The sequence below is a fragment of the Peribacillus sp. FSL R5-0717 genome, from assembly GCF_038002945.1.
GTDB lineage: Bacteria > Bacillota > Bacilli > Bacillales > DSM-1321 > Peribacillus > Peribacillus frigoritolerans.
In genome coordinates this window covers 3,477,626-3,502,182 of the sequence record NZ_JBBOOF010000001.1, presented here as the reverse complement: position 1 = coordinate 3,502,182, position 24,557 = coordinate 3,477,626, and the positions used below count along the sequence as shown (strand labels likewise).

Genomic DNA, 24,557 nt, shown 5'->3' with positions numbered 1-24,557 from the left:
TTTATACATACCTTATAGATGCAACTTGCTCCATAATAATCTTAGCAACATTTTCAGCATTTGGAGATTTATAGATCGTAAAATGTTGAGCTGGAACTGAACGCACTGTTAGTTCCCCAGCCAAGTAATTTTCCCAACCCACAGTGGTATCCTGCTCATTTTCTTCAGCTCGTATAAACAGAACTTTTCCATAAAAAGCTCCTGATATATTGTAACGATGAATAGCGACATTATTTGCTTCCCAAATTCCCAAGCCGCTCTTAACATCCTCAACTTCCGCGTCCATATGGAGATGACCGCCATCTTTTCCTAAGTTTAAAAGGAATTCCAATAGTTCCCCTTTGTCCATATGGGTTAACTCATCCGGATTAAACTTATCATTAGCTCCATTTGTAAACTTTAATGCATATGATTTAACAAACTCCATTTTGTCGAAATCACGGGCTTTACTGAAATGACAGTCTAATAATGTTAATAAACCAACGTCTCTTCCTTCAGCCTCAAAGGAACGAGCTATTTCATAAGCCACATTACCACCGAACGAATAGCCCGTAATATAATATGGCCCTTCATGTTGAACAGATAGAATATAAGAAGCATATCGTTTAGCCATATTTAATAAATCATCTTCATATTTATCACTTTCAGGAATCTCCGCACTTTCAATTCCCCAGACGTCAAACATTTCATTTAATTCCGCAGCCATTTCTTTATAACACCAAAGTGCTCCGCCAGCTGGGTGAATAAACCATATTTTTTGACGGTTCTCAGCTGGTGAGACGTGTACTACGCCATTAGGTTTAATGGAATTTGTTATAACATGAGCTATTCCTTGTATAGTGGGATAATCAAATACAATAGATACTGGCAAAGTTAGCTCGAATTGTTTATTTAGTAGAGCAATAAATTTCATGGCCAATAACGAATGGCCACCTATTTCAAAAAAGTTACTATTTATATTGTCGTCTGAGTTTCTGAAGATATCCTTCCATATGTTCTGAACTTTCATTAATGTTTCTTTATCCGCATGATAGTTTTTGTCATTTTTCAATGTTGTAGCTTCAATACTATTTTCCTGGATTTCAAATTTAGTGGTTTCATCAGCTATTCTTTGCATTTGAGAGATCCATTCTTGCTTCACTTCCGAGATTACATGATCCGTAAACAAATCGTTACAGTATTCTATTGTGAATGTTGAATTCTCTCCATCATGCTCTATGATGAAACTAAGATCGCATTTGGAAGTATCACTTAAAACCGATTCCATCTTAAATTGAGTATAGGGTTGTTTTTTCAAAAATCTATTATATACAAACATAACTTGAAATAGTGGCCGATAGTCACTATTTCTACTCTTCAGAACAGCAGGAATAATTTTTTCAATGGGAATATGCTCGTACTTTATTATCTCGGCATAATCCTGTGCAATTTTTTCGGAAATACTTTTTAATGTAGCATCCTCAGTAAAGTTTATTCTAAACGGAACAACATTAACATAATTCCCAATCGCTTCAAAATCCTGTTCGTGGGTTCTATTTGCTACTGGTACCCCCATGCAAATATCCCGTTGACCACTCATTCTGGCAAGGACATAAGCTGCCATTGCTAAATGAATGGAGAATTCTGTAATTGATGTATTCTGACAAAAAGAAAGTATCTTTTGCTCTAGTTCTTTTGGCAGCGAAAACTTTATATGATTACCATTTATTGTTTGGGTACTCCCCTTCATCATACTTGTTGAGAATCTTGATTGATTTGGAATCTGTTCTAGGTACTCCTTCCAAAATTTAAGACCCTCACTAAAATCCATTGAGTTTTGATGATGTGCAAATTGGAAGAATGCAGCATTCATTTCCGTATTTTCCACTAGATCGGTTCCAATAAGTTCATGCAACTCATCTACAAATAACTGAGATGACCAACCATCAACTATTAGATGATGGAAAGTTAATAATAAATATTCCGCCTTATCGGTACTAAATAATGAGGCACGAAATCCTCCCTTATTTAATTCAAACTTCCTTTCTGTTTCAGTTTGAATTTCTTCTCTTAAGCCCGTTTCCTCAACTGAACGTTCACTTATTTCAGAATTCAGCGTACTGTCATATTTCTGTATATATTCACCATTGTTAGTTAATATAATTCGTGATGATAAAATCGGATGTCTTCTTCGTAAATAGGAAATTGCTTTTTTTATTTTTGTAGTTTTACCTTTTTCAAAGTTTAACAGAAACGCTATATGATATTGAGATGCTCCTTTTTCTTGTTCAAAGAATAGTATTCCCTGTTGTCCCAACGATAATGGAGCTTCAAGATTAGCATCAAATTTTTGGTTTATCTTTTCCAATTTCTTAGGTTCTACTGTATTCTTGCCATTCTTTGAAATATTCTTTTTCAGATAATCTGCTTGTTTTCGAATTGTTGGATACAAGAAGACAAATCCATGTGTTAACGAAAGTTGAAACTCAGCGGAAAGAAGGTTTGCGAGTCGAATTGCCAGTAAAGAATGCCCTCCCGCTGAGGCAAATGCAGTTGTAGCAGAATGAACTTTTTCTCCTAAGACATCTTCCCAAATATTCGCAATGACTTGCTCCCATTTATCATGAATTCCGCCAAAATCATTATTACTTCTAAAAGGTACTAAAGATAATTGCCGTCGATTCATTTTCCCATTCTCTAAATAAGGGAAACGATCCATCTGGACAAAAAAATTAGGAATCATATAGGAAGGCAAACGTTTTTCAATATAGCTTCTCAATCCAATCTCATCCCAAGACTCAGTATCACAACGTATATAAGCTACAAGCCATTGTTCTTCGACTTCTTCACGAACCTCTACAACTATGTCTTTAACGAAAGATACTTCTCGTATGGTTTCTTCAATTTCACCAAGTTCAATACGAAGTCCTCTTAACTTTATTTGTAAATCTTTACGACCTCGAAATTCGTAATGACCATCTTCTCTAATATGAACAAGATCTCCAGAGAGGTAAGACAATTGGCCTGTAGAAGGACATATAACAAACTTTTCTTTTGTAGCATCGGGAAGACCAAAATAACCCAAGGCTAGACCCTCACCGGAAATCAGTAGTTCCCCTTCGCATCCAGTACCTAATAAATTCAACTCTTCATCCACAACATGTACTGAAGCATTATCGATTGGCTGTCCCAAATCGATTTCTCTAAAAAGGTGATTTTCACCTGGCAAACAAACTCTATAAGTAGTATCAATAGCTGCTTCAGTAGGACCATATAGATTTATAATCGGTATTGGTAAATTCGTTTGGATTTTATTTACTAATGATGTTTGCAATGACTCACCACCGCAAAACAATAGGCGCAAGGATGTAAAATTGGATAATGATTCCTGTTCTGACAGTAATTTAAGTACAGTTGGTACAAACTGTACAACTGTTACTTTATGCCTTTTGATATCAGTTGCAATATCAAATGGGTTGGATGAACCGATAATCATAGTACCACCAGACGATAGTGGTCCAAATATCTCCCAAACAGAAGCATCGAATCCCGATGCAGTTTTTTGTAAAAATACATCATCTTCAGTCCAAGAAAATTCTTTTTGCATCCATTGCATATGATTGACAATGGCACGATGCGGAATAACTACACCTTTTGGTCGTCCTGTAGAGCCCGATGTGAAAATAATATAGGCAGGTGTTTCATTATTAATCAGAACCATTGGAGGATCTTCCGCCCTAATTTTAGAATGCTCTCTTAAATCTATTGAATTCCGATTAAAGGCTAAATCCTTAACGGAACCGTCAGTCATTAATACATTGACTTCTGCTTTTTCAATACAATATCTCAGTCTGTCTAATGGATAAGAAGGGTCAAGTGGTACGTAAGCAGCACCCGCTTTTAGCGTTGCAAGCATGGCAGCTATTAATGAAATGGATCTTTCTGCTGCAATGGCGACCCGGTCTCCTTCGTTAATACCCTTTTTTGCAAGCAAATGGGCGAGAGCATTTGCCCAAGTATCCAATTCCTTATATGTTATAACCATATCTTTATCTTTTATTGCAATGTTATTGGGATATATAGTTACCATAAGTTCAAAAGCATTTTGAAGAAACCTATTATTCATAATAATTTAGCGTATTGGAAAATCAATAACGCTGTCCTCCTTTGGGCAACTTAGTATGTATTATAAAATTCAAAACTATTAGAGGAAACAAACCTGCCGGGAGCTAACTCCCGACAGATTTATTATTTATCCGTTTACAATGCAATCTGTACCATCTACATAGTGCTCTTTATGTTCTTCTAAACTCCACAAATTAACGGTTTTCATTATCCAACGAGTTCTTTGCTTTTCCACATCCGTGATTTCTTCAACATCTTTACCATGAATAGAATGATTGTTTGACAAGGAAATGAATTCACCCGCCTTTAGTAGGTGCGGAGCCTTTAATTCATGTAGTAAAACTTTTATTTTATCTACAACTCCCTGGGCTTCTTCCGTAAGACCCACTGTCCGATTTTCAAAATATGCAATATCAAATTCTTCTTCATTCAATAGGATGGCGTGATTTTTTGCACGCCCTAATTCAGTACGATTTCCATATGTCGATAAATCATCAAAAGGTGTATAGAAGAGTTCTTGACGCATCAAATTTAAATCAGAAGGATCAAGTTTCTGAATTAAATCAATATTTTTGACGAATGTTGTAAAGATTTGATTTCCTTCATAGGCCCTCATTGATAACATATTCACAAAATCAGGCCGAACGAAATGATTTGCTAAATCTTTATGGAATCCTAAGGCCACCAGTGCTTTTTGTGATTGTGTTTCTGATAAAGATTTCATGGGATAGATATCTTGAAAGACATCGCCATCATTTACATTTATATATCCAATAGCTGGCATTTCCATGGCTTGAGCATAGAATTGAAGAAAACCTTCCCCAACATATGTTTTTTTAAGTTCTCTTTTTGATTGAACTGGTGATTCATGGTCAAAAATAGGAACATCTTTATCTATAGGGCAGTTTTGTAGGTATAAGTAAGGTTCTTCCTTCCAAATCCTATTACCGGCTGCTTTTATTTTTTCCACAATATCTTTTACTTCAACATCGTTTTCGACAATGTTTTCGATTTCTGAACGAAAGGAAGTGTAATCTTCATAAGGATTACATTTTAACTCCAAAAATTTATTTGTAAGAAGTTGATTCTCTGCATCTGTAAACACATAATCAACTTTTAATTTATTCTTCGTACTTGCATTAGTATCTACACCCATTAACTTAGCTCCAATCTATTGATTTTATTTTTACGCAGTAAATCACTAAAGTCTAGATGTGAAAAAATCTAGCAATCTTCTGAATAATAGGGCCCTATTAATATGTAAATACGTAATATGATTGCTGGTGCTACCAAATTTTAACACGATAGTTTTCAGAATTCAACGAATGTTGAAAAAATACAACTTCTTGCTCATTACCACTCACATTAGAGCTTTCATTCTTAATATGGCAATGTCATGATTCGTCATTTTCTTAACACCTGGCATGGCAGTGTTACATGAGATCAAGAGGAGGATTTTAGTGTTTTATAACCTGATTTATGGTGATGGACCGCCTCGTTGATAACAGTTGAGAAATACAAGAAAATGCCTGAGCTTATATGTCATTAAGTCAGGGCTCTAAATCAACCGGGCATCGAATTTTTCTTCATTTTTTGAATATATGTAAGTAATGAAGAGTAAGTAGCATTCCTCTATTGACCTGATCGAGTAATGATCCTAAAACCCTGAGATCAGAAAAGCAACGTTGCGACTTCCTACCTAATTTAATCACCGTAAATGGAACAGGAACCTATGGACTGTAATTTTGAGTGGATAAAAGTAATCACCTATGTCATATTCCGTACTTAGGGTTAAAGAATGATGCCCCTTACCAAAATAGCAAGTGTTTATTGAGCCACGTAGAATAGCCTCCTCCATATACATGGCATCAGTTGGCCATGGTGAACGATCCTGTTTCAACAAAATCGTACATCCAGAAAAACAATGGCAGGTAATCTAACAAAGAGGAAGATTTTGTATAAATTCATTAGTATAATTGATGAAATTACAATAAGAAAGGAACGATCACTCATGCATGCTTTAAAAAAGAATGCCACATGTACCCTTGAGATCAGTTATCTGTATATACTGTTCTTTTTTTCAGAGCTACAAACCACTACCGCAAGCTTTTTAAAAATAAAGTAAGAATTATGTAATTAAAACCTCTTGAATGAACTATGTTAAAAGATCCTACGAACATTCCCTTACGAGTATTTTATCTTCATTATTAGCACTTTCAACGTCATAACAGCCAATTTGTACGCCTTGTCTGTGCAAGATCCCTCAAAGGCGAAAGGCAATTCCCCTTACGGTTCCAGATTGATAAACTGGATGCCCGACAAGCGTTTTAAGACATTAACTCAGTCCTTTGTAACTCCATAGGGCTGAGCTTTTTTCAACAGGTAATGATTATTCTACCTATCCTCCCTACTGAGCTACCTTACTAGCCGTGAATGAAAAATATTACAAAGTTGTTCCTTTCAAGTGAGAAACATAAGTTCTCCAAAAAAGGACAAACTGTATTTGAAAAAAGAAAGGAGATGTGAGACATGACAAAAAAATTCAATAAAGGCAGCCGTAACCAAAATTCGCCGCAATTACACGGACAAACCCCTGTTAGTGGGGACAACAGCAAAGGAAATAAAAGAAATAAAGATCAGAGCTCTAAATCAGAGTAACTATTGAAACAAACCGGTCATATTAGACCGGTTTGTTTCAAATGCAGGCACTCTTCATTGTTAAAAAGAACAATTCTCAAAGGTCCCCTTCTAGCGATCATTGAATTATCCTGTGTACACTGGACCAACTTTGATTCCAAAAAGCCCAATTCATTAAAAGCGTTCCAAACTGTAAATGGAGTGCTGCAAAACTGACCCTGGGAAAGTTTTAATTGGAAGGACTTCGTTTTACATATTTAAACCGGATGTGAATGTGAGAAATCATGTTGAGTTAGCTATTTTATTCTTTTTGCATTAGATCTTCTGCTCTAGTGTTGATGTCTCCAAATCGTCAGTATCTTGATGAGTATAAGTAAAGTTTTTTGTCATCAAACTGACCACAACTAAGACAACAATGTTAACAAATAGGGCGATAATACCCACATTCAGGTCTTTTATTGCTTGAGGAAGATAGGGAAACAGTTGACCAATTTTTATATTCCCCAGTTCCATGATGGAAACTAGCACTCCTCCTGTTATAATCCCGGCAAATGCTCCATGTTTTGTTACAAAATTATTTCTCATCAAACTGGCGAAAAAGGCAGGAGCAAGTTGTGTGATGAAATTATAGGCTATTAACGCGAGACTAAAGAGGGTATTTCCACCCTGAAAGGTCAAGTATATTCCTAAAAGAGAAATAAGCGGAACCATGTATTTTACCAGTTTTGCAATCTGTTTTTCCGTTGCTGATGGAGTGAATACGCTATATATATTTTTCGAAAGCAACGTTGATATAGACATCAACAGCATGGAACATGGAACTAGAGCGGCTAACACGCCTGTACCACCGATTAAGCCCACAAACCATGGATCAAAATCCTGTTTTGAAAGCTGCAGCAAGATCAGATCGGCGTCGCTTCCTTTTAATCCTGGTGCCTGTAAGATAGCGGCGAATCCAACAAAAAAGGCAAACAGTAAAATCAATTGGTACAATGGCATTAGGATTGCATTTTTTCTTAAGGCTTTCTCGCTAGAGGCAGCATAAATAGGAGAAAACCCGTGCGGCCACATATAAAATCCAATAGAGCTTAACACAACGGTCGATATATACCACGATACACTCATTCCTTGATCTGGGAGTATGGTAAAGTTCGGCTTTGCCTGTTCAATGGCCTCATACATAGGCTGGAGCCCGCCATAATAATGCATGGGGAAATAAACCCCTAGAAATACGATAATGCCTAGAATTAGAATATCCTTCAAAATAGCTGTCCTGGCTGAGCCATGAATACCGGAAACCATTACAAAAATGGTAACACCTATTGCTCCAACCCAAATGGCAGCTGTAGAAGAGATTGCCCCATATGATGTTGCAAACACGATATATCCTAATCCCTTCAATTGCAGGACCAAGTAGCAAGTACAAGCTATAACACCTATAACCGCAACAAGTACACCAAGGTAGGGACTTTGATATTTTTTTACAAAAAAATCAGATTGGGAAACTAATTGGTGCCTCTTTGCATACCTCCAGATTGCCGGAAATGTCCAATAGGAGATGACTGTAGCCAGACAGCCATATGTGACGATACTAAAGATGGAACCACCTTCCCCATAAGCCGAGCCACTTGCACCTAAAAAGGTAAAGGTAGTATACATTTCACCTGCGGATAAAAGGAAAATCAAAAGGGCTCCCATTCCGCGGCCTCCAACCGACCATTGTTCCAAGTCCATTTCTTTCCCTTTTTTAGCCTGGATACCGATCAAAACGGAAATGACGAAAAAAAACAGGATGAAAAGAACGGAAATATTCATCTTGAATCTCCCTTCTGATTAGCAGGATCGAGCAGATAAATAATCCCCATTATACCTGTGGTCAGCACAGACCAGAGTACAATCCAAAAATGAAAAAATGGCATACCCAGAACATAGGGAGTCACTTTATTTGTAAACAAGGCACCCACGATAAAACCAAGAAACGGGATAATTCCGAGCCAATATATTTTTTTCATTCTCTTAGCCTCCTAGTATGTTAGATTTAACATTTTTAAAGTCCCATGAACATATAATTTCACCCCATTTTGTAAAGCCTGTTCATCGACTGTAAATTTAGGATGATGGTGAGGATATATAATCCCTTTTTCTTCATTACGAGCCCCTATTCCAATATAAGTTCCTGGAACTACTTCTTGAAAAGCAGAGAAGTCTTCACTTCCCATAATTGGCTTTAAAATCTCTCGACTTTCTTCACCAAATACTTCACAAACCGTTTCGTCCATCAATCGGGTAACTTCTTCATCATTAATGGTAGGAGCATAACCAAACTGATAATCGAATTCATATGTAGCTCCATGTGCTTCAGTAATCCCTTTTACTATCCGTTCGATAAAATTCGGGATTTCTACCTGCAGCTGTGGATTAAAGCTTCGAACTGATCCACCAATGCTTACCTTACTTGGAATAACATTAATCGCACTTCCCCCATGGAACTGGGTCACTGAAATCACAAGGGCATCCTGGGCATCACGATACCGCGAAACAATGTGCTGGAGATTCGATACCACCTGTGTTCCAATTGCTATGGGATCGACGGTAAGTTCAGGCTGTGAGGCGTGCCCCCCTTTCCCCACAACGGTAATGTTAAATGTATCAGCTCCAGCCATCACCGGACCGTAGCCCAAACCAATTTTCCCTAAAGGAAGAGTCGACAAGAGATGGGTGCCAACGATCATATCCACTCCATCAAGCACACCCGCTTTCACCATTTCTTGAGCTCCACCTGGAGGCAGTTCCTCAGCATGTTGAAATAAAAAGCGCACCTCCCCTTTAATTTGCTCCTTTATCTGTGTAAGGATTTTTGCTGTTCCGAGTAGCATCGCCGTATGCCCATCATGTCCGCAAGCATGCATGACTCCTGAATTCCGTGACACAAAGTCAAAATCATTTTCTTCTTCAATTGGAAGCGCATCCATATCTGCCCGAAGTGCAATGACCTTCCCAGGCTGCTGACCGATCAAACGAGCCATTATACTCGTTTTTGTCGGACGTGAAATTTCCAATTCACCAAATGTTTGCAGCTTTTCATAAACAAATTGTGCTGTTTTTTCCTCCTGAAAAGACAGCTCCGGATACTTATGTAAATATCTTCTCCAAGCAATCACTTCATCTTTAACAGCCTCGATCAAATCATGAATCATTATGGTTTGAGACATACGCTACAACCCCTTTTCGTTTGATTTTACACAGCAACCCTTAATTTAGGTTAGTTTAAGGAAAAAATTCCTTAAATAGAGTATAATCTCATACAGTCTTCATTACAATATTTTTCGAAAATTCAAAAACGTTTTTCCCACACTAAAAAAGCACCCAAATTATGGGTGCCTGCAATTCATAATAATTGATAAATCTTACTCGGCCTTCCTCGGGTGGCATTAGCCTCTTCACCAACGCATTGTGCCAAATCAACTTCGCACATATCCGCAACGATTCGCCGTACATTGCGCTCTGTCATCTCTAGATGTGTCGCTAAGTCCTTTGTAGTAAAATCACTCCAGCCCATTCTTTGAACAAGCGCCGATATCTTCTTATACGTCTTAACACTGATATTTCCGTTTTTCAACTTTTCTATAAGGGGTTTATTATGGGTACGGGTATCATATTGCAGTTCTTTCTTTTTGCCTGGTGATTCAATTATTTTGCCATCATCTTGAATAATCACAATTTCTCGCTTCTTCATCTCTTTTGAACGTTGAATGGCACGAAAAGCATTGATTTCCGCCGAATAGGCAGTCTCGCCGAAGCCAATTCCAACTGCAACGGTTGTATCTGCTTCAAAAGCCAATTTTTCAATCGTTTCTTCGAGCGTAATGATTTCTCGTTCAATTGCGCCGCGAGAACTGAAAATCATGTACCTTCCATTCCCTTTCTCTGAAAAGGAACCATTTATTTTTTCACCGAGTTGAATCAACATTTCTTTTAGCCGAAGCTCCAAGTACTGTAAATGATATGGAGTTTTCATTTCCTCTGCCACTTTATTAAAATATTCGACTTCAATGATTTCGACTCCTATTTGTGTATCCTTAAAGTAGGATGCCTTTACTTTTTCAGAAAGAATTCGAAGAGTTTGCCTCACTTCCATCTTACTCATCGACATACGGTAGGCTGGAATGCCCAATTCCCTTAAAGCTTCACACACGGACGGAAAACAAGAAAAAGCGCCTTCTGTCTTTCCCATATTCCATAAGTCCAAATGAAAATGTACCAATTCATCCGTATCAACATCTGTCTCAAACACTTTCGTATATATCTTTTGGGTTTTTATATTCAACTGTGATAAAGCTTCTTCGCTAATATTATTTGAGGACATGGTATCGATACTTAGATGCTCAATGATTTTTCCTTGTTCATAGATCATCTCTAAAAAGGATTTATAAAAACCAGATTCCGTAGCTGGGACATGGACCATTATTTTATCTGTACGTAGTGTTTTTCCCGCAATTTCATAGGGAAGCGGACCAGAAAAAAGCCATGCATGTACATGTGAATCATGTTCCTTTACAATATTCTCTACCTCTTCGGTCCTTACATAGGGCAAAGAGATGAATTCCAAGTCATGTTTATATTCTTCTGCCGCGGCTAAAATTTGTTCTATAGAAGTTTTTAGACCGACAAGTCCGATTTTATACATCCAGTAATCGACTTCCTTTACCATCTGTAATAGATTCATTGTTATTTGTAGAATATCCTGGTTTAATCCAAGTCATGATATCGTATTCCTAATTCTTCTGCTGTCTAACTATTGTTCAAATTGTATGAGCCTTGTTTTTATTTTTTGTTACCTCTTGATCATACCAGCAGCAAAAAGAAAAATGTGGTAGCCAATGCTATAATATATAGTTTTATTCATACCCACGCCAAATTTTTTCTCTTATGTATCATTTTATCATGCAACATGAAGGAAAAATACGTTGTATACGTTATTCATCTATAATCACTGCACGGATAAATATAGTTAATGATTCACTACTCTATGTACTCAAAGTAGGATATAAAAGTTATTTAATAGTTTAATTATGTTTTTTAAAATAGGTGTTTTGAAGTAATATTGTTGCTTTATTTTATAGACGCTTCTCTGGTGGCCAATTCAAACTCATTAAATAGCATATTTTTTTGGGCTAGGGAGAGTTATATAAACCCCTAATATTAATGCAAAACAAAGAAGGGGATAGGGCCTTCCAGTCTCATCACCTCTTTAAATTTATTATTTTGTTAACAACTTTCATTCGAAAAATCTCCTCTTAGGTACGATTATAATGTCCGCCCATAACAATAAAAAAGCTGCCTCAATGACAGCTTCGCATTTCTGGAATCCTCTACGAATGACCCGATCCAGCCATACTTATTACTGGTCATAGGCAAATCCGCAGGAGCAACGATTTTTCCCAAATAACAGGTGATAAGATGCGGGGAATTCATGATTGACCCGTTGAACTTCATGTGCAAATTCCTTACTATCTTTAGGCTTTAGGCACTTTTGAAAGTGCATCCGCTTTTTCTTGTGAATCAATATTAGCTCCTGGCGGTACAAACCTACCAGGCGGTATTCGAACGCCATTTGTTACTACTGCATTATAAGAAATAAATGCGCCTCTTCCTACAATTGCCGTATAAACAATGGATTTAAAACTAACAAATACCTTATCTGCAATATAACAAGGCCCATGGACAATCGCACCATGAGCAATGGTCACTTCATTTCCAATGAATATTGAATAGCCATTTGTCCCAACTAAAATCCTTTTATTGAATAATCCATGTAAAATTACTCCGTCCTGTATATTTGAATGGGATCCTATATAAAAAGGAGTTCCTTCATCCGCACGTATAACTTACATTAGGCGCTATATAGACATTGTTACGAATGGTAACATCACCTATGACACTGGAAAACTGACTGACAAATGCTGTTTTATCAATTTTAGGAAAGCATTGAACAGGATTTAATGAAGGAATGGGGTTGGGGCTTATAAATGGTTCAAAACAGTGAGAATGGTTATTGGAAGAGGCGTTTGATCCTTTTTTTCACCCAAGCAATTACCTCCCTCACAATCTATCGGGCTTAATTATTTTATGCAGGAAGATGGGTGGCGAAAGGGCTATCATTCAGGTATCCATCCCTTTCCCTGCAGTACAGAGGATAGAATTTTTTAGTTTTTGCCTTGGTATAGAAATAGATATTTCGCGTGTTAGAAACTAAGGAAAATACCCATCGATCCTGTTATGCACCTGCCAGTTTGTAAATCAACCAAAAGAATCATGAAGTTTCTTCGCCACTGGGGATCTAAAACGTGAAATATACTTTACAATCAATACAGATATCAATGGAATTAAAAAGAATGACCCTTTTAAACAAAGATCATCCTCCTTAAACTAGCCTTATTTACTCTGTTCGTTACAGCGGGTGAGCTTTTAGCAGAAACCGCCATATCCTTGGACCGCTCCATTACCGCTACCATAACAAGCAGCTCAAACATTGATTAAGAGTATAAACAATACGGCTATAAAAGCGAAACCTCCACCAAATCCACCAACATCGTTATCAGAATCACAATTTAATTGATGACCACAATTTGACAATAAAACATCTCCTTATTTGTTTTAAGGAGGAATTAATTAAATGGGTTCCTTTGCTTTATGTTCTAATTGGGATATTGGCACAATAATCTCACCGGTTACCGAATTTCATTTACGTGAATACGAAGAACGTCGAGGTATTACTTTTTTAACATATAAATTTTACGAGGTCTTCCCCGAGGTGATTGAAGTTCTTCTCCTTTGTACTCCACTAAACCGCTTTCACTCAAACCACTCATGATTCTCTGGGCATTTCGAACGGTCATGGATAAATGGGATGCTAAGTCCGAGGAAGTGAAGCCGTCCCAGCCCATGCGATCAATCAATGCTTCTATCTTTTTATACGTTTTTACACTAATGTTAGCCTGATTCAATTTATCCAGCAGTTCTTTATCATTAGAACGGAAGGTGTATGCCAATTGTTCTTCTTGACCTACGGATTCGATCATTACACCATCTTCCTGAATAACAACAATTCCAGAACTTTCTTTCTTTTTTGAATGACGAATCGCCTTGCGGGCATTGATTTCTGCCGATGCAGCCGTTTCACCAAAACCAATGCCGACTGCAACAGAAACATCCATCTCTAGGGCCAGTTGTTGAACAGTACTTCGCAAGCTGCCAATTTCCCGTTCAATGGCCTTTCGTGAACTAAATATTTGATAGCGTCCGTTTCCATTTTCGATGAGGGATCCATCTAATTTTTCGCAAAATGTAAGTAATGTTTGTTTAATCTTAAGCTCCAAATGCTGCAGATGGTAACGAATATTTACCTCGTCAACAAATTGATCAAACTGATCAATTTCAATGATTTCGACACCTATCTGGCTATCCTTGAAATAAGTACTTTTTGCTTTTTCAATTAAAATCTTGACCGCTTGCCGAATTTCCATTTTGGTCATATTAATTTTGTAGACAGGCACACTTTCCTTCTTCAAGGCCTCATAAACAGATTGTAAAACGGTAAGGACCCCATGTACCTCCCCTTCACTCCACAACTGAAGATGAAATTGGACAATTTCTTGATAATCATATTGTTCATCAAATGTTTTTACATAAATATGTTCGGTGGAAATCCCCAGCTCTTGCAGCGACTCATGCAAAAAAAAGTCTTCCAATCGAATCATATCGATGGATAATTTATCGAAAAAATGTTTTTGATCTGCAGACATTTGTAATAAACATCGATATAAACTAGATCCTACAGGAGGACAATATGCAATATTGGCTTCTGAATCCAACATTCCTTTTGCTATTCTATAAGGTACCGGTCCAGAGAAAAACCAACCATTTACTGCACTTTGGTTATTTTTTATGATGTCAGTAACCTCATGTGCATCTTCATATGGAAAATCAATAAAATCAATTTCATGTTCAAATTCATTAGTAACATCCCGAATTTTCTCTATAGATGAAAGTGGACCTACAACCCCAATTTTATACAAGTTTTTTTCACCCCTACATCATACTATTCGTTTTATTATATCAAAATAACCCACCCTAACAGGGAATAAAAATGATATCCAAATATACAAGCAAGTAAAGCGCCGTTTGTCATGAATAAACGGTGATGCTTAATATGGTTTACTTATCTAACGTAAGTTCAAGAATGGCAGGATTTAATCATTCAATGATTTCGCATTCCATTGTTTACTTTACAACAATTACCAGAAAATATTTTCCCTTTATTCAGAAAATTGTATTGAAATAGATTATTCTTAATTATATAATACATTTAACGAAAATAGCGTTAAGTATTCGTTAAATAAAAATCGGTGTATTTGGAAGAGGATGTAAAGGATGAAAGACGCTAATTTGAGTTTAGGGCATGCTTAGAGAAAAAGTTTATTAATGGAATGCTGCAAAACGTAACTACAAATGGAAGAAGGTTTAGGAGGAGAATGTAATGGAACAAAAAGTAATCAAAGATACAACTAATATTCAAAATCAGAAAACGGGTGGTTTTTTCAATAGAGTAGAGCGAATAGGCAACAAAATCCCCCACCCCTTTATCTTATTTATTTATATGATTGCCTTTTTATTTGTTGTAACCGCTCTCTTATCCGTTTTCCATGTTTCGGCATCGGACCCCATTAGTGGAGAGAAAGTGGAAGTTCAAAACCTTTTAAGCCGTGAAGGCATCCAATGGATTTTGCCGAATATGATTAAAAACTTTTCAGGGTTTTTACCATTGGGATCTATTTTAGCCCTAATGCTGGGAGTGGGACTCGCTGAAAAGGTCGGATTGTTAGAAGTTTTGATTCGGAAAATGTCGTTAAAGGTCTCAGGGAAATACGCAAGTTATTTAGTTGTATTTGTTGCCTTCTTCAGTCATGTTTCTTCTGATGCTGCGCTTGTCATCATGCCTCCCCTTGGAGCTTTGATTTTCCTTGCTGTGGGACGGCACCCTGTTGCAGGGTTGCTCGCTGCCATTGCTGGGGTTGGTTCAGGTTTCACTGCCAACTTATTAATCGTCACAACAGATGTCTTGCTTTCAGGAATCAGTTCGGAAGTAGCGAAAGGCATGAATGCAAATTTGACCGTTAATGTTACGGATAACTGGTTCTTTATGGCGACTTCCGTTCTCGTACTCACGGTAGTTATATCCTTGATAACAGATAAATTTGTTGAGCCGCGTTTAGGAAAGTATGAAGGTGGCGGTAAACATAAAAAATTGGAGCAATTAACGAAGCAACAAAACAAAGCACTCCTGGCTACAGGTATTTCAGCATTGATTTTTATAGCTGTTATGGCCATTCTAGTCGTTCCAGAAGGAGCTCTATTACGAAATCCAGAAACCGGAGCCATCCTCCCTTCTCCATTCATGTCCGGAATTGTCGCAATCATCTTACTCTTCTTTTTTACAGTTTCCATTACTTATGGAGTTAAGGTGGGAGCAATCAAGAAACAAAATGACATTCCGGAATTATTGGTAGATCCAATTAAAGGCATGGCCGGATTCATTATTATGGTTTTCCCGCTTTCCCAGTTTGTCGCTTGCTTTAACTGGAGTAATATGGGTAAGTTTTTGGCTTTATCCATCACAGATCTGTTGGAACAGCTAAACATAGAAGGTGCACCTGTCCTAATAGGGCTAATGTTCTTATCTGGACTTCTTTCCATGTTCATTGCCAGCGGATCGGCAATATGGTCTATATTGGCACCCGTTTTTGTCCCAATGTTCATGGTATTAGGCTATCATCCTGCCTTCGCCCAAATGTTGTTCAGGGTAGCAGATTCATCTGTACTGCCATTGGCACCTGTATCTCCATTTGTCCCACTATTCTTAAGTTTCTTACAAGAGTATCGAAAAGATGCAAAACTAGGAACTTATTATTCTCTTATTTTGCCTTATCCGATTATCATCTTCATCATTTGGACATTATTGGTTGTGGTTTGGTATTTCCTTGGCCTCCCAATTGGTCCCGGAGTATATCCGAAATTACCGTAATTTGAAAAGTCCCAAGCGCCCTGTATGTCCCTTAAGCGACTTGAGGGGCTGGGCCGCTTGATATAGACAATAAATCGTATGTTACGAATTATCATCAAATAAAATTAGGAGTGAAACGAATTGGATATTATTTCTTTAAGACGTGATCTTCATCAACACCCGGAAGTTGGCTTTACGGAATTTCGTACTGCTTCAAAGATAGTGGAAGCACTAACATCCCTGAAATATAACGTGATATTTGGAAAAGATGCTTTAGATGGTGATTCTCGCCGTGGAGTCCCCCCTATCGAAGTATTAGAGGAAACATTTAATAGAGCATTACAGGATGGTGCCAATCCAAAGATCCTCCAAGAAATGGAGGGTGGATATACTGCCGTCATTGGTGTATTAAAAGGAAAAATGGCTGGCCCAACCGTAGCTTTCCGCTTTGATATGGATGCATTGCCTGTTACGGAAAGTACTGATTCTGACCACTTCCCGCAACTAAACGGTTTTCGTTCAAAATATGAAGGGAATATGCATGCCTGTGCACACGATGGCCATACAGCCATTGGCTTAGGACTTGCTGAAAAATTAGCGGATGGGAATTTTTCAGGAACGGTAAAGCTTATTTTTCAACCTGCTGAAGAGGGAGTACGCGGTGCCTATTCAATTGTACAAAAAGGAATTTTGGATGATGTGGATCATATATATTGTCTGCACCTTGGCACAGATGTCCCTCTAGGAGAATTTCACGGTGGGTCTTCCGGATTTTTAGCAAGTACGAAAATGGCTGCACATTTTCATGGGGTATCTTCTCATGCAGGTGCTTCTCCTGAAAAAGGTAAAAATGCATTATTGGGAGCAGCCACCGCATTGTTGAATATTCATGCCATTCCTAGATTCAGTTCAGGCTCGACCCGTGTGAACGTAGGTGTTCTTAATGGAGGAACAGCCGCTAATATTATTCCAGCGCATGCAAAAATGATCATTGAAACCCGATCTGTAACCGAAGAAGCAAATGCTGAAATGGAGAAACGTGTTCGAAATATCGTGGCTCATAGTGCAGGTATGCATGAGCTTGAACATGAAATTGAAATTATAGGACAAGCAATTACGATTCGCTGTGATCAAGAACTTGTCGAACTGGCCATGGAAGAAGCCAGGAATGTAGATGGTTTTTCAACAATCGAAGCATGCAGGAAATCCGGTTCTGCGGGAAGCGAAGATGCAAGTTTCATGATTCGAAGAGTACAGGATAATGGCGGGAAAGGGACATATATGATTATTGGGACTGATATTCCTGCACCACATCACCACCCTAAATTTGATATTCAAGAAGAGGTTTTACCAAGGAGTGTAGAACTTTTGAATCTTATTGCTAGACGGCTTTTAAAATAATCTTTCAGTATATATAGGAAGGAAAGAGTGAAAAATGACATATGTAAATAGACTATCGGAAATTATTGAACAAAAAAAAGAAAAATTCATTGAAGTCAGTGACTGTATATGGAATTTTGCAGAAACACGTTTTGAAGAATATCAATCTGCTGAATTGCTATGCAAAACATTAGAAAGCGAAGGATTTTCTGTTGAAAAAGGTGTTGGAAACATAGAAACGGCATTCATCGGCAGCTTTGGAACCGGTAAACCTATTGTTGCAATCATGGGAGAATTCGATGCATTGTCAGGTATGAGTCAAAAAGCGGCTACGGCTAAACAGGAGCCACTAGTACAAGGTGAAAATGGCCATGGCTGCGGTCACAATTTACTTGGTACGGGATCTTTAGCTGCAGCTGCTGCAGTGAAGGATTATATGGAAGAGAATCATATAAATGGGACAGTTCGTTATTATGGATGTCCTGGAGAAGAAGGCGGATCAGGCAAAACCTTCATGGTCAGAGAAGGTTTGTTCGATGACGTTGATTTTGCATTTTGTTGGCATCCACTGGATGTTAACGGCGTCATGTCGATGGATTCACTTTCCAATTTCCAAGTGTATTATAAGTTTAAAGGTAAAAGCTCCCATGCAGCAGCATCACCACATTTGGGACGGAGTGCTTTAGATGCCGTAGAACTTATGAATGTTGGCGTGAACTATTTAAGAGAGCATATTATCCAGGAAGCAAGAGTCCATTATGCAATAACGAATTCAGGTGGATTATCTCCTAATGTTGTCCAACAAGATGCTGAAGTTCTTTATTTATTACGAGCTCCAGAAGTTTCACAAGTTCAAGATATTTACTTAAGAGTTTGTAATATTGCTAAAGGCGCTGCCCTGATGACAGGAACTGAATTGGAAATCGTTTTTGACAAAGCCTGTTCCAATGTTATCCAAAACACTGTGTTAGATTCCGTCATGTATAAGAATTTTCAAGAATTAGGCATTCCACAACACGATGATGATGAAAAACAGCTTGCCAAAGAAATCCGCGCCACCTTAACCGAACAAGAAAGGAACAGTACAATCAATCCATTTAAAGATAATCAAGATGATGCACTGGCAAATTGGTTAGAACCCATTGAGGGCCTCCAAGCGCCATTAACAGGTTCATCGGATGTGGGAGATGTTAGCTGGATTGTTCCTACTGCCCAATGCACAACGGCTTGTTTTGTTCTTGGGTCACCTTTGCATAGCTGGCAGTGGGTTACACTGGGATCAACATCCATTGCCCATAAAGGAATGCTTCATGCCGGCAAGGTTATTGCGGCAACTGCAGTAGAAGTACTTCAAAATACGGAATTAATTGAAAAGGCAAAAACGGAACTAAAAGAACGATTACAAGGAAAAAGCTATATCTCCCCTATCCCGCAAAATGTAAAACCTTTAGTAAAAAGATGAAGACTAGATTACTGAGTTGCCGTAATCGTAAATTGTTCGCAGCCAAACTCGATTTCTTCGAATTTGTCTAAAGTCTCAGGGATCTTCGATTGGAAGATCCCTTTTCCATTCGTGCTTATGAGCTCGCTGTTAAGATCAGGAAAGACCCAGTTTCGAAAATCTTTATGATTCATAAAGATTAATGGTAAGAAGCTTATCCCTTCATATTCAACAAATATCCTTCAATATCGGGCTTACTTTTTAACATAACTATCACCTTTTCAGGGTCACTCTTTTGAAGATCTGCCAATTTGATTTTCATTTCTTTCTTGCGAGGAAAGTAAGTGGATATGATAAATTTGATAAACTCCCAGTCTAGTTTTTCATTGCAGCCTTTAGCCATATCAGGCCTTGTTTTACCTAGATTAGACAACCAGCGTTTTATCACACGGTAAAGGCAAACACCGAGGGGAAGTTCTAAATAAATAATCGTATCGGCTAGCTCCGAACGCAGGTTAAAAGAATGACTATAATTGCCTTCCATGATCCACTTGTCATGACTCACTACTTCCTTTTGAGCAGAAATAAAAGCCTCTAAAGGAGCCTCCACCCAGCCAGGTTTCCAGTAGAATGTATCCAAATGATATACTTCGATATTCAAATGATCTCCAAGCCTTCTTGCAAAAGTAGATTTCCCGACACCCGCGGACACTCCGATTACCAAGATACGTTCCATTGATATACCATCCACTCTCCCTTTTATGTTCATAAGAAAATGCGACCCTTCTTGAAGAAGAATCGCATCAGTTTTAGAAAATGAAGTTTGGTTGTTGCGGTGTCCTGTCAAAGAACAAGCCAGCCTTACATTTTATCTCTATTAAATCAGATGCCCTAAATGTTTCTTTACCTCGTAATCAACAAGTTTTTCATCTTTCTTAATTCGTGCCAGATAATCCGGGTTGGCTATAAGCGGACGGCCAATCGCCGCAACGTCAATGATGCCTTTTTCCAGTGCTGCTTCCGCTGTTTCAGGATCAAGCCCGCCCACACCGACTATGATTCCATCCCAGTGGCTGCGTACCAATTCATGCATGGTCAATCCTTTTGCAATCGGTTTGGTAAATTCCATCGTGGATGGGTGAATCATTTTGACTCCTGTTTCATTGAACGCTTCAATAAATGTTTGGATCGCTTTTTCAGGGTCTTCCCACATATAAGACGGCTGGTCAATTTTCAAAGCCGAGAAACGAATAAGGGTACGTTCCGCTCCTACCGCATCAATAACTGCTTTTAGCACTTCCTTCATAAATGTCAGACGCTGTTTTAAATCACCACCGTACCGATCGGTCCTTTTATTGGAGGTGTCAGAATTGAACTGGTCTATTAAGTAGCCATGTGCACCATGAATTTCAACGCCGTCAAAACCAGCAACCATTGCATTCTTTGCAGCTTCTTTATATTGGTTCACAACTTCTGCAATATCCGTCTCTGTCATTTCTTCAGGAGTGTCAAAAGGTTTGCCGAATCGTGAAACCTTACCTTCTGCAGCGATAGGTGACGGAGCCTGCGGAGGAAGTCCTCCTGCAATTTCATGGTGGCTTGCACGACCCACATGCCAGATTTGCGCAATAATCGTTCCGCCTTCAGCATGTACTGCTTCCGTTACTCTTTTCCACCCGTCGATTTGCTCTTGAGTATATATACCGGGAACTCCAGGATTGCCCTTTGCTCTTGGTGAAATCACTACACCTTCAGTAATGATAAGTCCGATTCCATCTTGAGCCCTTTTTCGGTAATATTCTACGGTCAGGTCATTCACAACACCAGTTTCGTTATCGGCAAACGACCGAGTCATAGGAGCCATTGCCGTTCTTGTTTTTAAGTTCCATGCACCTATTGTTACAGGTTCAAACATTTTGGTTTTTATTGTTTTCATTTGAATTCCTCCTGTTAACCGCTTTACCTGAGCTTAATTTTAGTAACTTTCATTGTGTAAGATTATCCGATAAGTGGTTAGTTTTCAAATAATTCACTCTGATTTTTTCGTTTTTTATGAAATATGGTAATAAAGACCAGTAAAAAAGCCAGACAGAGAAACTCCATTCCCTGCTGGCTAATTTATCTTATTAGTCTCGTGCTGTTCTGATAAAAAACGATACGATCAAACCAATGATTGCAAGGACAAGGCCGAAAATAAAGGCATCTTGAACACCTGCAGTCAATGAACCGCTAATGGCAGACGTATCGAACGGATCTTCTGCATTTGCCATATAATTTTTTTGGGATGCTGACATGATCGTAATGGCAACGGTTGTACCGATGGCCCCCGATACTTGTTGCAATGTATTCATTAGAGCCGTTCCATCCGGATAAAGATTTTTTGGCAGTTGATTCAGGCCATTTGTCTGGGCCGGCATCATGACCATCGAAACACCAATCATAAGGAGGGAGTGCATGACGATGACCATTATGATCGTCGTTTCAGTCGTTACGTTCGTTAAAGTCCATAACATGACAATCATGATAATGAAGCCTGGAACCACTAACCCTCTTGGACCGAACTTATCAAAAATGCGCCCTGTAACCGGAGACATGATACCATTAAGCACTCCACCCGGCAATAGTACCAGCCCAGCAGAAAACGCAGCTAATACAAGCCCGGTTTGCAGGTATAACGGTAAGAGAATCATGGATGACATGATGATCATGAAGGTGATGAAGACGGTTATTAACCCTAACGTGAACATCGGGTATTTAAAAACGCGCAAGTCAATCATTGGTTTATCCATATTGAATTGCCTCACAGCAAACAGGAATAACGCTATAAGTCCAACAATGATCGAGGATAAAACGATCGCATTGCTCCATCCTTGCTCTCCGACAATACTAAAGCCATAAACAATTCCCCCAAAACCAATGGTCGATAAAACAATGGATGGTACATCGATTTTAGGTTTGGTGATTATTGAAACGTTTTGCATATACTTGAGACCGAATAGTAAAGCAATCACAAAGAACGGCAAAGACACCCAGAAAATGTAATTCCATTTTAGATTTTCAATAATCAAGCCTGAAACTGTCGGCCCGATGGCTGGGGCAAACATGATAACCAGCCCCATCAATCCCATCGTCGCTCCCCTTTTATGAATAGGGAAAATCAATAAAATGGTATTGAACATGAGAGGCAATAAAAGACCCGTTCCGATTGCCTGGATGACCCGGGCTAGCATCAAGATGCCGAACCCGGGTGCAATTGCTGCAATGAGCGTCCCAATGATGGAGAACACCATTGAGGCAATGAATAATTGACGAGTATTGAACCACTGAATCAAGAGTCCCGAAACGGGAACCAGTATCCCCAATGTCAATAGGTAACCCGTTGTTAGCCATTGCACGGTTGAAGGACTGACATTGAATTCTTGAATTAGATCTCCCAGCGCCATGTTTAATGCCGTCTCGCTGAATAACCCGATGAACCCTGCTATTAAAAATGCAATTAATATAGGGGTCGTCCTAATGACAGGGTTTTGTTGCTGTGTTGCATCTGCTGACATAAAATAATTCCTCCAATTACTAACTGTTCGACCTAAGCTTAAGATAATTTTTCCGCATGACTTATTTATTTATCAGCAATAATGGTATCTGTTCCGCAATGGCTTGAAGAGGTTCCCCGTTTTTCGCCGTTAAGGATAAAAGGATACCCCCTTCAATCAAAGCATTAATTACGATACTCAATTCTTTTGCCCGTTTCTCACTGAAGTCCGCTTCGAGTAATTTCTTCACATAAATGGATTGCCAATCTTTCATCGCTTCTTGACAGGCCATTCTTATCTGCTCACTCGTCGTATATGTTTCCGCTGCAATCGTCCCGATTGGCAGTCCTAATAGATTTTCACTATGACCAAAAACCTCGGATAAATGAAAAATATGAGACTGAATGGCTTTAATAGGGTCTTCAATTTCATCAAACCCCCGTTTAATTTCATCTATCACGAATTCCTTTGTATGAATAATCGCCTCAATCGCCAATTCTTCTTTACCTTTCGGAAAATAATGATACAGCGAACCTTTTGGGATACCACTTTCCTCAATAATGTCCTTAAGCCCCACACCGTAATATCCACGTATACGAAAAAGTCTGGAAGCAGCTTCAATAAGAATGTCTTTCGAGTTTCGTTTCTCTGCCATAGCTGGATCACTCCTTGAAATTATATCAACCGGTCTATTAGAGACTATACTTTTATATCATCGTTTTGTCAAAGATGATACTTATGTATGCATGGGATATCGATTAAAACTCATTGGAAACAAAAAAGAACACCTCCTAATGGTGTTCGGATTCCGAATAGTAAGGTGAAGGTCGAAAACGCCGAATACTTGTGGTGAACGGCTGAGTAAAGTGCGGGTCAGTCGATAAATTGCGTCATCGGCCCAAGACAGTGCAACGGATCGAATAAAGAGCCCCCGTCTTTAGAGTTTTTTTACTGTAATCCTCATTGGATTGAAGAAATTTGCGACACTCCTGCCGAAAAACTGGCTAGCCAAGACACCACAGGCGCTTGCGCCGAGGAGGCTTGGCAGGCAGTCGGTGGAAAGGGAGCGGATTTCTGAAATCAACTAAACTTTTCAAAGAAAAAACTGCAGGCACACTGATTATTCATCGAGTTTGTCTACAATCTAAGGACTCCTCCTAATGGTGTTCTCTGCAAGTTTAAAAAATCAAGAAAATCAATACCTACAACCCGGATTTTTTTAAAACGCTTCCATTATTAATCAAACACAGCGGCCTGCCTCAATATCTTCAAGGATTCTTGTCATGATTTTTGAAATCAAGAATAGCAATTACAAACATGCCAAAGCTTAGCATAAGGGAAATAACTTCGAAAGTACCCATTCATACATCGCCTCCTTATATCCAGCTTTTCCTGATCA

17 protein-coding genes and 1 pseudogene are annotated in these 24,557 nt (G+C 38.5%); 4 read left to right on the top strand and 14 right to left on the bottom strand.

Annotated elements, in window-relative coordinates:
* Position 1: 1 nt before the first annotated feature.
* Both NYE65_RS16940 and NYE65_RS16935 read right to left on the bottom strand, forming a co-directional pair.
* Complete coding sequence (locus tag NYE65_RS16940) at positions 2-4,105, bottom strand: non-ribosomal peptide synthetase family protein (RefSeq protein WP_340861308.1); 4,104 nt, start codon at positions 4,103-4,105, stop codon at positions 2-4.
* Positions 4,106-4,231: 126 nt separating this feature from the next.
* Entirely contained in the window at positions 4,232-5,260 is a 1,029-nt protein-coding gene (locus NYE65_RS16935) for a hypothetical protein (RefSeq protein ID WP_328176204.1), read from the bottom strand.
* 1,373 nt (positions 5,261-6,633) lie between these two features.
* Between NYE65_RS16935 and NYE65_RS16930 the strand changes: the two genes are divergently transcribed.
* The gene (locus NYE65_RS16930; protein ID WP_258832991.1) at positions 6,634-6,762 is read left to right on the top strand and encodes a hypothetical protein; all 129 of its coding nucleotides are present in this window, start codon (positions 6,634-6,636) and stop codon (positions 6,760-6,762) included.
* Positions 6,763-7,056: 294 nt separating this feature from the next.
* On the opposite strand, the gene NYE65_RS16925 is transcribed toward NYE65_RS16930, so the two are convergent.
* The 7 genes from NYE65_RS16925 to NYE65_RS16895 form a co-directional block, all read right to left on the bottom strand.
* The gene (locus NYE65_RS16925) at positions 7,057-8,556 is read right to left on the bottom strand and encodes a sodium:solute symporter family protein (protein WP_340861307.1); all 1,500 of its coding nucleotides are present in this window, start codon (positions 8,554-8,556) and stop codon (positions 7,057-7,059) included.
* Complete coding sequence (locus NYE65_RS16920) at positions 8,553-8,753, bottom strand: DUF3311 domain-containing protein (RefSeq protein ID WP_053344651.1); 201 nt, start codon at positions 8,751-8,753, stop codon at positions 8,553-8,555. The genes NYE65_RS16925 and NYE65_RS16920 overlap by 4 nt, the downstream gene beginning before the upstream one ends.
* A 12-nt stretch (positions 8,754-8,765) precedes the next feature.
* Entirely contained in the window at positions 8,766-9,953 is a 1,188-nt protein-coding gene (locus NYE65_RS16915; protein WP_328176206.1) for a M20 family metallopeptidase, read from the bottom strand.
* A gap of 176 nt (positions 9,954-10,129) precedes the next feature.
* On the bottom strand, positions 10,130-11,428 hold the full coding sequence (locus NYE65_RS16910) for a hypothetical protein (protein WP_328176260.1): 1,299 nt from the start codon (positions 11,426-11,428) through the stop codon (positions 10,130-10,132).
* 829 nt (positions 11,429-12,257) lie between these two features.
* Positions 12,258-12,491 (bottom strand): hypothetical protein, encoded by a 234-nt coding sequence (locus NYE65_RS16905; protein WP_340861306.1) that lies wholly within the window; start codon positions 12,489-12,491, stop codon positions 12,258-12,260.
* 775 nt (positions 12,492-13,266) lie between these two features.
* A complete protein-coding gene (locus NYE65_RS16900) occupies positions 13,267-13,377 on the bottom strand; it encodes a YjcZ family sporulation protein (RefSeq protein WP_340861305.1) in 111 nt (36 codons plus the stop codon).
* Positions 13,378-13,514: 137 nt separating this feature from the next.
* Positions 13,515-14,819: a hypothetical protein gene (locus NYE65_RS16895; protein ID WP_340861304.1), complete on the bottom strand. Its 1,305-nt coding sequence runs from the start codon at positions 14,817-14,819 to the stop codon at positions 13,515-13,517.
* A 461-nt stretch (positions 14,820-15,280) separates the two neighbouring features.
* Between NYE65_RS16895 and NYE65_RS16890 the strand changes: the two genes are divergently transcribed.
* The 3 genes from NYE65_RS16890 (at position 15,281) to NYE65_RS16880 (ending at position 19,646) form a co-directional block, all read left to right on the top strand.
* Entirely contained in the window at positions 15,281-16,825 is a 1,545-nt protein-coding gene (locus tag NYE65_RS16890) for an AbgT family transporter (RefSeq protein ID WP_340861303.1), read from the top strand.
* Between the two features lie 120 nt (positions 16,826-16,945).
* On the top strand, positions 16,946-18,205 hold the full coding sequence (locus NYE65_RS16885) for an amidohydrolase (protein WP_340861302.1): 1,260 nt from the start codon (positions 16,946-16,948) through the stop codon (positions 18,203-18,205).
* A 34-nt stretch (positions 18,206-18,239) separates the two neighbouring features.
* Positions 18,240-19,646 (top strand): M20 family metallopeptidase, encoded by a 1,407-nt coding sequence (locus tag NYE65_RS16880; protein WP_340861301.1) that lies wholly within the window; start codon positions 18,240-18,242, stop codon positions 19,644-19,646.
* Positions 19,647-19,839: 193 nt separating this feature from the next.
* On the opposite strand, the gene NYE65_RS16875 is transcribed toward NYE65_RS16880, so the two are convergent.
* The 5 genes and pseudogenes from NYE65_RS16875 to NYE65_RS27270 form a co-directional block, all read right to left on the bottom strand.
* Entirely contained in the window at positions 19,840-20,361 is a 522-nt protein-coding gene (locus tag NYE65_RS16875; RefSeq protein WP_340861300.1) for a topology modulation protein, read from the bottom strand.
* Between the two features lie 141 nt (positions 20,362-20,502).
* Positions 20,503-21,549, bottom strand: a pseudogene (locus NYE65_RS16870) (alkene reductase); the annotation flags it as partial.
* A 202-nt stretch (positions 21,550-21,751) separates the two neighbouring features.
* Positions 21,752-23,179 carry an MDR family MFS transporter gene (locus NYE65_RS16865; RefSeq protein ID WP_340861298.1) on the bottom strand — a complete coding sequence of 476 codons (1,428 nt, stop codon included), beginning with the start codon at positions 23,177-23,179 and terminating at the stop codon, positions 21,752-21,754.
* Between the two features lie 61 nt (positions 23,180-23,240).
* Positions 23,241-23,813: a TetR/AcrR family transcriptional regulator gene (locus tag NYE65_RS16860; protein ID WP_340861297.1), complete on the bottom strand. Its 573-nt coding sequence runs from the start codon at positions 23,811-23,813 to the stop codon at positions 23,241-23,243.
* A 613-nt stretch (positions 23,814-24,426) separates the two neighbouring features.
* On the bottom strand, positions 24,427-24,519 hold the full coding sequence (locus NYE65_RS27270) for a putative holin-like toxin (RefSeq protein WP_220126990.1): 93 nt from the start codon (positions 24,517-24,519) through the stop codon (positions 24,427-24,429).
* Between the last annotated feature and the right edge of the window lie 38 nt (positions 24,520-24,557).

What these genes read in the sequence shown, in the direction of transcription:
- NYE65_RS16940 (WP_340861308.1), bottom strand. Translation starts at nt 4,105, where the DNA reads ATGAATAATAGGTTTCTTCAAAATGCTTTTGAACTTATGGTAACTATA.
- NYE65_RS16935 (WP_328176204.1), bottom strand. Translation starts at nt 5,260, where the DNA reads ATGGGTGTAGATACTAATGCAAGTACGAAGAATAAATTAAAAGTTGAT.
- NYE65_RS16930 (WP_258832991.1), top strand. Translation starts at nt 6,634, where the DNA reads ATGACAAAAAAATTCAATAAAGGCAGCCGTAACCAAAATTCGCCGCAA.
- NYE65_RS16925 (WP_340861307.1), bottom strand. Translation starts at nt 8,556, where the DNA reads ATGAATATTTCCGTTCTTTTCATCCTGTTTTTTTTCGTCATTTCCGTT.
- NYE65_RS16920 (WP_053344651.1), bottom strand. Translation starts at nt 8,753, where the DNA reads ATGAAAAAAATATATTGGCTCGGAATTATCCCGTTTCTTGGTTTTATC.
- NYE65_RS16915 (WP_328176206.1), bottom strand. Translation starts at nt 9,953, where the DNA reads ATGTCTCAAACCATAATGATTCATGATTTGATCGAGGCTGTTAAAGAT.
- NYE65_RS16910 (WP_328176260.1), bottom strand. Translation starts at nt 11,428, where the DNA reads ATGTATAAAATCGGACTTGTCGGTCTAAAAACTTCTATAGAACAAATT.
- NYE65_RS16890 (WP_340861303.1), top strand. Translation starts at nt 15,281, where the DNA reads ATGGAACAAAAAGTAATCAAAGATACAACTAATATTCAAAATCAGAAA.
- NYE65_RS16880 (WP_340861301.1), top strand. Translation starts at nt 18,240, where the DNA reads ATGACATATGTAAATAGACTATCGGAAATTATTGAACAAAAAAAAGAA.
- NYE65_RS16875 (WP_340861300.1), bottom strand. Translation starts at nt 20,361, where the DNA reads ATGGAACGTATCTTGGTAATCGGAGTGTCCGCGGGTGTCGGGAAATCT.
- NYE65_RS16865 (WP_340861298.1), bottom strand. Translation starts at nt 23,179, where the DNA reads ATGTCAGCAGATGCAACACAGCAACAAAACCCTGTCATTAGGACGACC.
- NYE65_RS16860 (WP_340861297.1), bottom strand. Translation starts at nt 23,813, where the DNA reads ATGGCAGAGAAACGAAACTCGAAAGACATTCTTATTGAAGCTGCTTCC.
- NYE65_RS27270 (WP_220126990.1), bottom strand. Translation starts at nt 24,519, where the DNA reads ATGGGTACTTTCGAAGTTATTTCCCTTATGCTAAGCTTTGGCATGTTT.